This window comes from Hymenobacter sp. PAMC 26628 (genome assembly GCF_001562275.1).
GTDB lineage: Bacteria > Bacteroidota > Bacteroidia > Cytophagales > Hymenobacteraceae > Hymenobacter.
Map to the genome: position 1 here is coordinate 2,310,728 of NZ_CP014304.1, position 12,267 is coordinate 2,322,994.

At 63.1% G+C, this 12,267-nt stretch carries 10 protein-coding genes; 8 read left to right on the plus strand and 2 right to left on the minus strand.

Annotated elements, in window-relative coordinates; all coding sequences use genetic code 11:
- Positions 1–61: 61 nt before the first annotated feature.
- Positions 62–1,963, minus strand: coding sequence for a DUF294 nucleotidyltransferase-like domain-containing protein (locus AXW84_RS10125; RefSeq protein ID WP_068232270.1), 1,902 nt, complete (start codon positions 1,961–1,963; stop codon positions 62–64).
- The gene (locus tag AXW84_RS10130) at positions 1,956–2,693 is read right to left on the minus strand and encodes a 3'-5' exonuclease (protein WP_068232273.1); all 738 of its coding nucleotides are present in this window, start codon (positions 2,691–2,693) and stop codon (positions 1,956–1,958) included. The genes AXW84_RS10125 and AXW84_RS10130 overlap by 8 nt, the downstream gene beginning before the upstream one ends.
- A gap of 168 nt (positions 2,694–2,861) precedes the next feature.
- Here AXW84_RS10130 and AXW84_RS10135 point away from each other — a divergent pair, with 168 nt between their 5' ends.
- The 8 genes from AXW84_RS10135 (at position 2,862) to efp (ending at position 12,241) form a co-directional block, all read left to right on the plus strand.
- Entirely contained in the window at positions 2,862–5,684 is a 2,823-nt protein-coding gene (locus AXW84_RS10135) for a bifunctional transaldolase/phosoglucose isomerase (RefSeq protein WP_068232276.1), read from the plus strand.
- Between the two features lie 95 nt (positions 5,685–5,779).
- The gene (locus AXW84_RS10140; protein WP_068232279.1) at positions 5,780–7,237 is read left to right on the plus strand and encodes a leucyl aminopeptidase family protein; all 1,458 of its coding nucleotides are present in this window, start codon (positions 5,780–5,782) and stop codon (positions 7,235–7,237) included.
- 108 nt (positions 7,238–7,345) lie between these two features.
- Complete coding sequence (pdxA, locus tag AXW84_RS10145; protein WP_068232282.1) at positions 7,346–8,380, plus strand: 4-hydroxythreonine-4-phosphate dehydrogenase PdxA; 1,035 nt, start codon at positions 7,346–7,348, stop codon at positions 8,378–8,380.
- Positions 8,381–8,477: 97 nt separating this feature from the next.
- Entirely contained in the window at positions 8,478–9,011 is a 534-nt protein-coding gene (locus AXW84_RS10150; RefSeq protein WP_068232285.1) for a YceD family protein, read from the plus strand.
- A gap of 136 nt (positions 9,012–9,147) precedes the next feature.
- A complete protein-coding gene (rpmF, locus tag AXW84_RS10155) occupies positions 9,148–9,372 on the plus strand; it encodes a 50S ribosomal protein L32 (RefSeq protein WP_068232288.1) in 225 nt (74 codons plus the stop codon).
- Between the two features lie 122 nt (positions 9,373–9,494).
- Positions 9,495–10,436, plus strand: a complete 942-nt coding sequence (plsX, locus tag AXW84_RS10160; RefSeq protein ID WP_068239213.1) for a phosphate acyltransferase PlsX — start codon at positions 9,495–9,497, stop codon at positions 10,434–10,436.
- 136 nt (positions 10,437–10,572) lie between these two features.
- Positions 10,573–11,577, plus strand: a complete 1,005-nt coding sequence (locus AXW84_RS10165) for a beta-ketoacyl-ACP synthase III (RefSeq protein ID WP_068232291.1) — start codon at positions 10,573–10,575, stop codon at positions 11,575–11,577.
- Positions 11,578–11,677: 100 nt separating this feature from the next.
- A complete protein-coding gene (efp, locus tag AXW84_RS10170; protein ID WP_068232294.1) occupies positions 11,678–12,241 on the plus strand; it encodes an elongation factor P in 564 nt (187 codons plus the stop codon).
- Positions 12,242–12,267: the final 26 nt, after the last annotated feature.

Below are 12,267 nucleotides of genomic sequence, written 5' to 3' on the forward strand. Positions count from 1 at the left end.
GACGTTCTACTAGGCTTGAATAAGAGAAGCCGCCGTGGGGCCCCACGGCGGCTTCTTTCCTTTACAAGGCCTTGGTAAAGCTGACCTTGATTTTCACCTGAAAGTCGGCGATGACTTTGAAAATTTCTTTCAGCGTCACCTGTTCTACTTGGGTTAGCTCCTTGGGGTCTAGGTAGTTGGTGGCGGGCATCAGGTCGTCGATGAGCTGGCGGGCCTGCTTTTTTAAGCGCATGCCCATCAGGTAGTAGTAGGCTTGCAGCAGCTCCTGGTACTCCTTCTCGGTGAACACGCCGCGCGCCCGCAGCTGGGCCAGGCGGGCCCCGGTGTTGGTTTGGAACACCTGGTGGCGCAGGGCGTACACGCGCACCAAATCCACGATGGGCGTCATGGTTTTCTTCAGATCGAACACCTTTTGGTCGCCCTGCGTGAAGGTGCGGAAGTTGCGGAAAAACGTGAGCGGCGGCTCGTACTGCAACGCGTTGGTGGCCATGTAGTGCAGGAAGCGGTCCAAGGGCCGGTCCAGCTCGGTGCGGATGAAGTCGCGCAGCTCGTCCATGATTTCGGGCTCGCCGTAGAGCAGGCGGCAGTCGAAAAACGTCGAAAACTGCATGGCCGCCTCCGGGTTCGAGTCGTCGATCCACTCGTGGTAGTTGCGCTTCCAGTGCGAGAGCGAGTGCGTCCAGCGCGGGTTTTGGGCAATGAAGCCGCCTGTGCATAGGCTCAGCCCGATCTGGTCGAGGCGGTCGGACACGGTGCTGGCGAAGCGCAGGAAGTACTCGCGCACCAGCTCGCGCTGCTCGTTGGCCTTGTCCTCGTACACGATGGCGTTGTCCTGGTCGGTGAGCAGGGTTTGCTCCTGTCGCCCTTCGCTGCCGAGCACCATGAACACGAACTTGGCCGGCGCGGGGCCCATTTCGGCCAGCACGCCCTCAATTACTTTCAGGGCGATGGTGTCGGCCACGGTCGTGATGACTTGGTTCACCAATTCGGCCTTCACGCCGCGGCTCAGCAGCTGGTTCACGATTTCGGGCACCTTGCGCCAGCGCAGCCGCAGCTCGCGCGGCGACTGCGCCAGCTTCACGGCCTGGATGAACATGAACGGCGACTGCGCCAGGTCGCTCAGCAGCTTGTTGCGGCTGAGGAAGCCCACAAACGCGCCGCCTTTCTCGATGAGCAGGTAGCGCGTTTTGGTCTGGAACATCAGCAGGATGGCCTCGTGCACGAAGGCGTCGCTGGCGATGGACACGATGGGCGTGGCCAGGATGTCGGCCACCGGGCGCCGGGCGTCCAGGCACTTGGCCACTACGGCGTCACGCAGCACAATATCGGTCACGTAGCCCACGATGGGGCCCCCGGCGTCGCGCACAAACAGGCAGCTCACCTTGCCGCGGGCCATGCGCTGGGCCGCTTCGAAGATGGGCGTGTCGCCGGTACACTCCACCAGGTCGCGGGTTTCGAGGGTTTCGATTTTGCGCGAATAAATCTGGTCGGCGGCGATGAAGTTTTCCTCCGGGGCGGACGTGGGGCGGATGAAGTGGGCGTACTCCTCGTTCAGCATCCGCTCGCCGTAGCGGGTGGTGAAGTAGTGGAAGAAGTCCTTGTAGGCCAGGCACAGGGCCCTAAAATCGCGCCGGTGCAGGAAGTACAGCCGCGTGCCTTTGCGCGCCACCACCGTGCGGATGGAGCGCTTCTTATTCAACAAAATGGACATGCCGCCGTAGCAGGCCCCCGGGCCGTACTCCTCGGGCAGGCGCTTGTGCTGCTCGCTGTCGTAGAAAAACGTTTCGTAGCTGCCGGCCACCAGCAGGTCCACGCCGCGCAGCTTGGTCACGTCCTGCTTATAAATCAGGGTTTCCTTGGCGTATTCCACCGCCTGGAGCAGGTCGGCCACGCCGGCCAGCACCTCGGTGGGCAGCTCACTAAAAGGCTGCACGGTTTGCAAAAAAGCGAGGCGATTATCCATAGTAATAGTATAGCCAAATAAGAAAGAGCAACACCAGCGCGCCCGATGCCCCGGCCGCCCACCGCCGCCCCTGGGGCCCAAGCCACGCGAAGGGCCCCGCGGCCACGGGCTCGGCCAGCGGCACCTGCTGGGCCAGGCTGGCCTCGGTGAGGTAGCCGGTGCGCCAAAGCTCGAAAAAGCACTCGGCCGTGGCTTCGGCGTCGGTTTGGGCGTCGTGGTGGCGGTCCAGCGGCTCGTGGAACAAGTGTTCGTAGAGCTCGTTCAGGCGCAGCAGCTGGCGGCCGGGCGGGGGCCCCAGCGCGCGCGCCAGGGGCCCCGTGGGCAGCATGGTGCAAAACGTGGGCAGCCCCGGCAGCGGGTTGGGCAGCCCCGCCCGGTGGAAGCCCACGCCCAGCATGTGGAAATCGAGTTGCACGAAGTGGCCCACCACCAGCGGCTTATACTGCGCCAGGTCGGCGGCCAGGCTGGTAAGCACGGGGCCTAGGTCCTGCCCTTCGGCTGCCAGAAACTCGGTACTGAGGCCGTGGATGGCCTGGGCCGTGGGCTGCATGGTGCCGGCGGGCACGCGCAGGTAGTAGTTTTCGGCCTTCACCAGGGCCCCGGCGCGGGTGTACACCACCCAGGCCAGCTGGGCCAGGTGGGGCCAGGCCGCGTCGTCGGCGTAGGGCCGCCGCCAGCCGGCGGGCAGGCCGGTGGTTTCGGTGTCGACGAAGAGCAAGTAGTCTTGCACCGGGCAGGGCGGGCGAAAATGGGGAGCGAATGGCGCAAAGCTAGGGGCCCCGGCGAGCAAAACTTGGGCGCGGGGCCCCCACTTGCGCGGCTTCTTGCGTAAACAAGGCGGTGGTTTCGCAAAGAAAGCCCACCTTCGCACCCGCATCTCTGCTCATTCCCCTCCGATATGAACCCACTGGTTGCCATCCGCCCCCTCGACCAAAGCATCTGGCTCGACTTCATCCGCCGCAAAATTCTCATCAACGGCGAGTTGCAGAAGCTCATCACCGACGACCAGCTCCGTGGCGTCACGTCCAACCCCGCCATTTTTGAGAAAGCCATCGGCGGCAGCGACGACTACGACAACGCCATTAAGGCCCTGGCCCTGCAAGGCAAGTCGACCAACGACATCTACGAAGCGCTGGCCATTGCCGACGTGCAGGCCGCCTGCGACCTATTCCGCCCGCTGTACGACGGCGCGGGCAACGCCGGCGACGGCTACGTGAGCCTCGAAGTATCGCCCAAGCTGGTGCACGACACCGCCGGCACCATTGCTGAGGGCCTGCGCTTCTGGAAGGCCGTGGACCGGCCCAACGTGATGATCAAAGTGCCCGCCACGCTGGAGGGCCTGCCCGCCATTCGCAAGCTGATTTCAGAAGGCGTGAACGTGAACGTGACGCTGATTTTCAGCGTGGAGCGCTATAAGGCCGTGGCCGAAGCCTTCCTCGCCGGCCTCGAAGACCGTCTGCAAGCCGGCCAGCCCATCGCGCGCATCGACTCGGTGGCCAGCTTCTTCCTCAGCCGCATCGACGTGCTGATTGACCCGCAGCTGGATCAACTGGTGGCCGGCGGCGGCGACCAGGCCCAAATTGCCGGGCCCCTGGTGGGCCAGGTGGCCGTGGCCAGCGCTAAGCAGGCGTATCAGGACTACAAGAAGATTTTCGCCGGGCCCCGTTGGGACGCGCTGAAGGCCAAGGGCGCCGAGTCGCAGCGCCTGTTGTGGGCCAGCACCGGCAACAAAAACCCGAAGTACGACGACCTCAAGTACGTCGACGGCCTCATTGGGCCCCACACCGTGAACACCATTCCGCTGGAAACCCTGAACCTGTTCCGCGAGAAGGGCCAGCCCGCCGTGCGCCTCGAGGACGACCTCAACCAGGTGGCCGCCGTGCTAAAGGCGCTGCCCACCGTGGGCCTCGACCTGGAGGGCCTGGCCCACGAGCTGGAAGTGGACGGCGCCAAGAAATTCAACGAGCCCTTCGGCAAGCTGATGGACTCGCTGGACAAGAAGCGCGTGGCCGCACTAGCCGAAACCACCGCCTCCGCCACCCTGCAACTGGGCCAGCACCAGGGCGCAGTAGACGCTAAGCTGCAAGAATTTAACGCCGCCCAGTTCACCCAAGGCTTCTGGAACACGGACGCTGCGCTGTGGACCGACGACGCGGAGGCCCAGCAGAGCATCCGCGACTTCACGGGCTGGCTACGGGTAGCCGAAACGATGGTGTCGGTCGTGCCGGCCCTCGAAACCTTCGTGAACGAAGTGAAAGCCGCCGGCTTCAAGCACGTGCTCGTGATGGGCATGGGCGGTAGCTCGATGGCCCCCATCGTGTTCCAGAAATCCTTCCCGCAAGGCGAAGGTGGCCTGCCCATTTCCATCCTCGACACCACCGACCCCGGCACGGTGCGCCACTTCGAAGAGACGCTGCCGCTGGCCGACACGCTGTTCATTGTGGCCAGCAAGTCGGGCACCACGGCCGAGCCCCTGGCCTTCGGCGACTACTTCTACGACAAAGTAAAAGCCATCAAAGGCGACAAGGCCGGCGAGAACTTCGTGGCCATTACCGACCCGGGCTCGAAATTCATCGCCACGGCCAACGGCCTGGGCTACCGCCACGTGTTCCTCAACTTTGACTCGGTGGGCGGCCGCTTCTCGGCCCTCACCTACTTCGGCTTGGTGCCGGCCGCGCTGTACGGCCTGAACGTGGGCGAAATTCTGGAGCGCGCGATCCGTATGATGCGCGCCTGCGGTGCCTACGGCCCTGTGGACCAAAACCCCGGCCTAGCCCTGGGCACGGCCTTAGGCGTGCTGGCCACGCAGGGCCGCGACAAGCTGACGCTCGTCACGCCCCCCTCGCTGAGCGACCTGGGCCTGTGGCTGGAGCAACTCACGGCCGAGAGCACCGGCAAGCACGGCAAGGGCATTTTGCCCGTAGCTGGCGAGCCCGTGGGGGCCCCGGACACGTACGGCCACGACCGGGTGTTTGTGTACGTGGGCTATGAGGGCGACGCTGACCTTTCTAATCAACATGCACTTGATGCTCTGCTTCACGCTGGCCATCCAGTAATCACCATTCGCTTGAAGGATGCGCTGGACCTGGGCCAGGAGTTTTTCCGTTGGGAAATGGCTATTTCGGTGGTGGGCGCCGTGCTGCGCATCAACCCCTTCGACCAGCCCAACGTGCAGGAAAGCAAAACGGCCACCGACCGCCTGATGAAAGTAGTGGCCGAAGAAGGCCACTTGCCCGAGCAGGAAAAAGCGCTGTCGGCCGGCGGCCTCGACTACTACGGCGTGCCGAAAGCAACCGACGCCGCGCACTTGATTGCCAATTTCTTCAAGCAAGCCAAGGCGGGTGATTTTGTGTCCATCCAAGCCTACCTCACCGAATCGCCAGCGTTGAACGCGGCCTTCGACAAGCTGCGCACCAGCCTGATGGTGCGCCTGCACACGGCCACCACGTTCGGCTACGGGCCGCGCTTCCTGCACTCCACCGGCCAGTACCACAAGGGGGGCCCCAACACCGGCCTGTTCTTGCAGCTCACCGCCGACCACAACCCCGACCTGCCGCTGCCGGGCCGCTCCTACACCTTCGGCACCCTCGAAAACGCCCAGGCACAGGGCGACCTGGAGGCCCTGCAGAAGTACGAGCGCCGGGCCCTGCACGTGCATCTCGGCGCGGACGCGCTACAAGGCGTACAGGCCATCCAGACGGCTTTCGACGCCCAGGCCTAGCCGCCAATGCCCTGAAAAGGCCCGCCGCGCACCGCACGGCGGGCCTTTTTGCTAAGTTTGTGGTTCTCTCCGATCCTGCCTTCTCCCCCTAATTTATGCTTCCCCAACTTGCCCACGCGGCCACAGCGCCAGCCCAGGCCACTCAAGTTTTTTTACTGTCCCACGGCACGACTGTGCTACCCATGGCGGCAGCCGGCGACCTGCCTGCCGCCGCCCGCGCCTACGTCGAAGCGGCTTTAGCTAATCACCAGAAATCCGTTCACCTCAACCACTTTAGCCATCAACACTACTACGTGGTGTTGGCCGACAAGCCCACCGCTGACCAGGTACTGGAAGCCCTGCGCCGCAGCGGCCACCAGCTCCACGGCCTGCTAAAGACGGAGAAAGTAACCGAGGTTTTTATCCAGAACCTCGCCGATGAACCCGCTGGGGCCCTGGCTTTAGCCGAAGGCCTGGCCCTGACGGCCTACCAGTTTGAAGGCTACAAAACCGACGAGAAATCGCGCAAGGCGCCAGCGCTGACCACTATTACGCTAGTGGGAGATGCGGCCACCGAGGCAGATGTGCGCGCGCTGGCGCACGTGCTGCAAGGCGTGGCCCTGGCCCGCGACCTGGTGAATGCGCCCGTCAACAAGCTCAACGCCGAGCAATTCGCGGAGCGCATGGCCGCCGCAGGTGACGAGGCCGGTTACACCACCGATATCCTCGACCTAGCCCGCATCGAGGCCCTGCGCATGGGCGGCCTGTTAGCCGTGAATCTGGGCTCGCCCGAGCCGCCCACGTTCAGCATTTTGGAGTGGAAGCCAGCCAACGCACAGAACGCTAAGCCCTACGTACTGGTGGGCAAGGGAGTGGTGTTCGACACCGGGGGCCTCAGCCTCAAGCCCACGCCCAATAGCATGGACCTGATGAAGTGCGATATGGCCGGCGGCGCGGCCGTGGCCGGCACGCTCTACGCGCTGGCCAAAAACCAGGTGCCGCTGCACGTCATCGGCCTGGTGCCCGCCACCGACAACCGCCCCGGGGGCCTGGCTTTCGTGCCCGGCGACGTCATCACCATGCACAGCGGCCTGACGGTAGAGGTAAAAAACACCGACGCCGAAGGCCGCCTGCTGCTGGCCGACGCCCTCAGCTTCGCCAAGAAGTACGACCCGGAGCTAGTCATCGACCTAGCCACCCTCACCGGGGCCGCCGTGCGCGCCATTGGTACCGAGGGCAGCGCCGTACTGGGTACCGCTGGGGCCCCCACGGTGCAGCAGCTGCACGCCGCCGGCCACCGCACGCACGAGCGCCTGGTCGAATTCCCGCTCTGGGACGAGTACGCCGACCACATCAAGTCCGACATTGCCGACCTCAGCAACCTGGGCAAGGGCGAGGCCGGCCACATTTCGGCCGCTAAGTTCCTGGAGCGCTTCGCCGAGGGCTACCCCTGGCTGCACCTCGACATTGCCGGCCCCGCCTTCCTAACGGCCTCCGACAACTACCGAGGCAAAGGTGGCACCGGCATCGGCGTACGCCTGCTTTATGAGTTCTTAACCAAGCAGCTAGCTTAAGTTGCCAAGATTGGTCATGCTGACGAAGGAAGCATCTTCTCAGGCTAGAATTATTGCCGCTGGCGTGAAAAGATGCTTCCTTCGTCAGCATGACACCTTGTAAACGTTATGCCTAAAACCCTCCCCCGCCTCGGTTTTTCCGTGGGCGACCTCGCCGGTATCGGCCCCGAAGTCATTTATAAAACGCTCCTCGACGAGCGGGTTCTCAAGTTGTGTACCCCGGTAGTTTACGGCACGGCCACGGCCCTGTTCGACGAATTCCCGGTCCCCAAAGACGCCGAGCCACTGGCTTTCCGGCAGTTGCGCGACTCCGCCGACATTGCCCCCGGCCGCCTGAACGCCGTGACCTGCTGGGACGAAGACTTTCACCTGGCCCCCGGCCAACCCTCGGCCGCGACCGGCCAAGCGGCCCGCGAGAGCCTGCTTGCCGCCAGCCGCGACCTCAAGGCCGGCCTGCTCGACGGCCTCGTGACGGCCCCCATCAGCAAGGAAAACACCCAGGGCCCCGACTTCCGCTACCCCGGCCACACTGAATTTCTGACGGCCTACTTTGGAGCCCCCGAGAGCCTGATGCTGCTGGCCGACGACGAATCGGGCCTGCGCGTGGCCACCGCCACCGGCCACGTGGCCTTGCGCGACGTGCCCTCCCGCCTCACGCCCGACCTGCTGCGCAAGAAGATTCAGCTGCTGCTCAAGTCGTTGAAGACCGATTTTGGCATCGACAAGCCCCGCGTGGCCGTGCTGGGCCTCAACCCCCACGCCGGCGAAAACGGCCTGCTTGGCGGCGAGGAAACTGCCGTAGTGGAGCCCGTGCTCAAGCAATTTTTGCACGACGGCCACCTCGTGTTCGGGCCCTACCCGGCCGATGGCTATTTCGGCACCGGGCAGTTCCGGCAGTTCGACGCCACCCTGTCGCTTTACCACGACCAGGGCCTGATTCCGTTCAAGCTACTGGCCTTCGAGCGGGGCGTCAATTTCACGGCCGGCCTGCCCGTGGTGCGCACCTCGCCCGACCACGGCACGGCCTACGGCATTGCCGGCCAGTACCGGGCCGATGCGTCGTCGTTCCGAGCGGCCGTGTTTATGGCCGCCGACATCTGGCGGCAGCGCCAAGCGGCAGCCGAGCCGCGCAGCGCCCGGTAAGCCGCTTGCGGGCAAAGCGTTGGGGCCCAAAATGAGGCCGCATGCTTGCCCAATCACCGAATTTTCGTACTTTTGCACCCTGCTAGTGCGTACCCCCGTGAAAAAAGAAAGCCAATACGACTTGAATCTGGTGAAGCTGGGCCCCAAAACGGTTCGCTTTGACTACGAGCTGGGGCCCGATTTCTTCGCCCTCTTCGAAACCCCGCTCGTGGAGCAGGGCCAGCTGCACGCCGAAGTAGATGCTACGCGCACCGAGCGCCTGCTCACGCTCAACTTCCACATCACGGGCACCGTGGGACTGGCCTGCGACCGCAGCCTCGACGAGTACGACCAGCCGCTGGACATCGAAGAGACGCTGCTGGTGCGCTTCGGCGACGAAAACAAAGAGCTGGACGACAACGTGTTGCAGATTACGCCCGACACCCAGGTGTTGCCCCTTGCCCAGCACCTCTACGACTACATTGGCCTGGCGCTGCCCATGAAACGGCTGCACCCGCGCTTCCAAAACGAGCCCGACGAATACCCCGACGCGCCCACCAAACACATTTTTTCGACCAGCCGCGACCAGGACGATTCTGATGACGACGAGCCGGCCGACCCGCGCTGGGCCGCCCTCCGCAACTTAAACTAAACCCGTTGATTTCATAGGCTGGCCCGGGGAGGTCAGTCCGCCAGCTGGCGCCGGCGCGTTATCAATTTGTTCCCCATGCGGCCTCCGTCGGCCGCGCCATTCATTCAACATCTCCACTTTCAACGCTCCCTGACTCATGGCCCATCCTAAGCGCCGCACCTCCTCTTCCGTTCGCGACAAACGCCGCAGCCACCACAAACTGACCCCTAAGGCCGTGACCCTGTGCTCAAACACCGGCGAGCTGCACCTGCGCCACAAGGCCTACGTGGTGGACGGCGACCTGTACCTGCACGGCAAAGTAGCCATCAAGAACTTCAGCAAAGTGGCCGCCGCGGCCGCGCCCGATACCGACGAGGAATAGCCCGCGAAGTCGTTACTTCGCGGCACCGGAGGCATTCCGGGCCGGCCCCCTCCCCGGACGGGGGCCGGTTCGGAATGCTTTTTTGTGGGAACCCTATCCGCTGAATTCCTAATTACTTGTTCATGAAAATTGCCCTGGACGCCATGGGCGGCGATTTCGCCCCCCAGGCTGCCGTCGCGGGGGCGCTGCTGGCCGCCGAACGGCTCGCCGGCAAAGCCACCATCGTTCTAATTGGCCAGGAAGACGCGGTGCGGCACTTGCTGCCCACCACCGGTTTCGCGCCGGACGCGTTCGAATTCGTGCCCGCCTCGCAGGTCATCGAGATGGGCGAGCACCCCACCAAGGCCTACCAGCAAAAGCAGGATTCCAGCATTGCCGTGGGCTACCGCCTGCTGCACAGCGGCGAAGTCGAAGCGTTTTGCTCGGCCGGTAGCACGGGGGCCATGCTCGTGGGCGCTATGTTCACGGTGAAAACAGTGCCGGGTGTGTTGCGGCCGGCCATCGCCAACTTCGTTCCCAAGCTCAACGGCGAGTTTGGCATCCTGCTCGACGTGGGGGCCAACGCCGAGTGCAAGCCCGAAATGCTGGAGCAGTTTGGCGAGCTTGGCTCGCTTTACGCCCAGTACGTACTGGGCGTTGCCCACCCCCGGGTGGGCCTGATGAACCTCGGCGAGGAAGAAGGCAAGGGTACGGCCCTCACCCAAGCAGCTCACCAGCTACTGAAAATAAACCCCCACATCAATTTTGTGGGCAACCTCGAAGGCCGTGACCTGTTCAACGACAAGGCTCACGTAGTAGTCTGCGACGGTTTTACAGGCAATATCCTCCTGAAAATGGCCGAGTCGGTGTATGAAATCCTAGCCGAGAAAAACATGCACGACCCGTTCTTCGACCGCTTTAATTACGAGGCCATTGGGGGCTCGCCCATCTTGGGCGTCAACGACAACGCCATCATCGGCCACGGGCTCAGTACGCCCACGGCTATCGGCAACATGCTGGTGCAGGGCTACAACATGGCCGCCTCCGGTATTGTCGACCAAATTAAAGCTACTTTTAAATCCTGACCGGGGGCTACGGCCCCCTGCTGAAAAATCCGGCCCCGGCCGGATTTTTTGGTAATAAGCCGGTTAGGGCCGCGTTGGGCACCCCGGCCTAGCCCTTAGCCCTCGTTTCTCCCGTCCCGCCCCTACTTTTGCCCGTATGAAGATTACCGCTGCCATTACCGGGATAGGTTCCTACGTACCCGATTACGTGTTAACTAACCAGGAACTCGAAAAAATGGTGGACACCACCGACGAGTGGATTACCTCGCGTACGGGCATTAAGGAGCGACGCATTTTGAAGGGCGAGGACCAGGGCACCTCGGTGCTGGGGACCAAGGCGGTGCAGCAACTGCTGGAAAAAACTGGTACCCGCCCCGACGAAATAGAGCTGCTGATTTGCGCCACCACCACGCCCGACGTGCTGTTCCCGGCCACGGCCAACATCATTTCCAACGCGGTGGGCATCACCAAGGCCTTCAGCTACGACATGAACGCGGCCTGCTCTAGTTTTTTGTTCGCGCTGGCCACCGGGGCCCAGTTCATCCAAGCCGGTACTTACAAGAAAGTGGTTGTGGTGGGCGCCGACAAGATGTCGTCCATTGTCGACTACACCGACCGCGCCAACTGCATCTTGTTTGGCGACGGGGCCGGGGCTGTGCTGCTTGAACCCAACACCGAGGGCTACGGCCTGCTCGACCAAGTGCTGCGCACCGATGGCAGCGGCGAGGCCTACCTGCATCAGAAAGCGGGCGGCAGCCGCCGCCCGCCCACGCACGAAACCGTGGAGCGGCGCGAGCACTACATTTACCAGGAAGGGGCCACCGTGTTCAAGTTTGCCGTGAAAAGCATGGCCGACGTAGCCGCCCAGGTGATGGAGCGCAACCACCTCGGCAACGACGACGTGGCCTGGCTGGTGCCCCACCAAGCCAACAAACGCATCATCGACGCCACGGCCCACCGCATGGGCGTAGGCCCCGAGAAGGTGATGCTCAATATCCAGCGCTATGGCAACACCACCAACGGCACCATTCCGCTGTGCCTGGCTGACTACGAAAGCCAGCTGCGCCGCGGCGACAACCTCATCCTGGCCGCTTTTGGCGGGGGCTTCACCTGGGGCTCAGTGTACCTGAAGTGGGCCTATGATTATAAAGCGGTTAGCTAACAGCCACTGGCCGTTAGCTTTGTTTTTGCTTTTCAGAAATTGATTTTCCATCTACACCGCCGCTTATAGCCAGCCGCTATCAGCCAACAGCTTAATTTTTATGGCCAGTACCGCCGATTTTCGCAACGGGCTCGTGCTCAACTACAACGGGGAGTTGCACGTCATCACCGAATTCCAGCACGTCAAGCCCGGCAAGGGCCCCGCGTTTGTGCGCACCAAAATGCGCAACATCAAAACCGGCCGCGTGATTGACAACACCTTCAACGCCGGCGTGAAAGTGGAAACGGCCCGCGTGGAGCAGCGCCCGCACCAGTACTTGTTCAAGGACGATTACGGCTACACGTTCATGGACACCGATACCTTCGAGCAGATTGTGCTGCCCGAGGCCATGCTGCCCTTCGCCGACCTAATGAAGGAAGGCCAGGCCGTGACCATCCTCATGCACGCCGAAACCGAGCAGCCGCTCACCGCTGAGCTGCCCACCACCGTGGAGCTGATGGTGACCTACACCGAGCCCGGCCTACGCGGCGACACGGCCACCAACACGCTCAAGCCCGCCATTATGGAAACCGGCGCCCGGGTGCAGGTGCCGCTGTTCATTGACCAGGACACTAAAATTCGGGTCGATACCCGCACCTATTCCTATGTCGAAAGAGTCAAGTAAAGACCCATCGCCCAAAAAGGACGCCC

Coding starts and splice junctions, on each gene's coding strand:
- AXW84_RS10125 (WP_068232270.1), bottom strand. CDS start 1,963: ATGGATAATCGCCTCGCTTTTTTGCAAACCGTGCAGCCTTTTAGTGAG.
- AXW84_RS10135 (WP_068232276.1), top strand. CDS start 2,862: ATGAACCCACTGGTTGCCATCCGCCCCCTCGACCAAAGCATCTGGCTC.
- AXW84_RS10140 (WP_068232279.1), top strand. CDS start 5,780: ATGCTTCCCCAACTTGCCCACGCGGCCACAGCGCCAGCCCAGGCCACT.
- pdxA (WP_068232282.1), top strand. CDS start 7,346: ATGCCTAAAACCCTCCCCCGCCTCGGTTTTTCCGTGGGCGACCTCGCC.
- rpmF (WP_068232288.1), top strand. CDS start 9,148: ATGGCCCATCCTAAGCGCCGCACCTCCTCTTCCGTTCGCGACAAACGC.
- plsX (WP_068239213.1), top strand. CDS start 9,495: ATGAAAATTGCCCTGGACGCCATGGGCGGCGATTTCGCCCCCCAGGCT.
- AXW84_RS10165 (WP_068232291.1), top strand. CDS start 10,573: ATGAAGATTACCGCTGCCATTACCGGGATAGGTTCCTACGTACCCGAT.
- efp (WP_068232294.1), top strand. CDS start 11,678: ATGGCCAGTACCGCCGATTTTCGCAACGGGCTCGTGCTCAACTACAAC.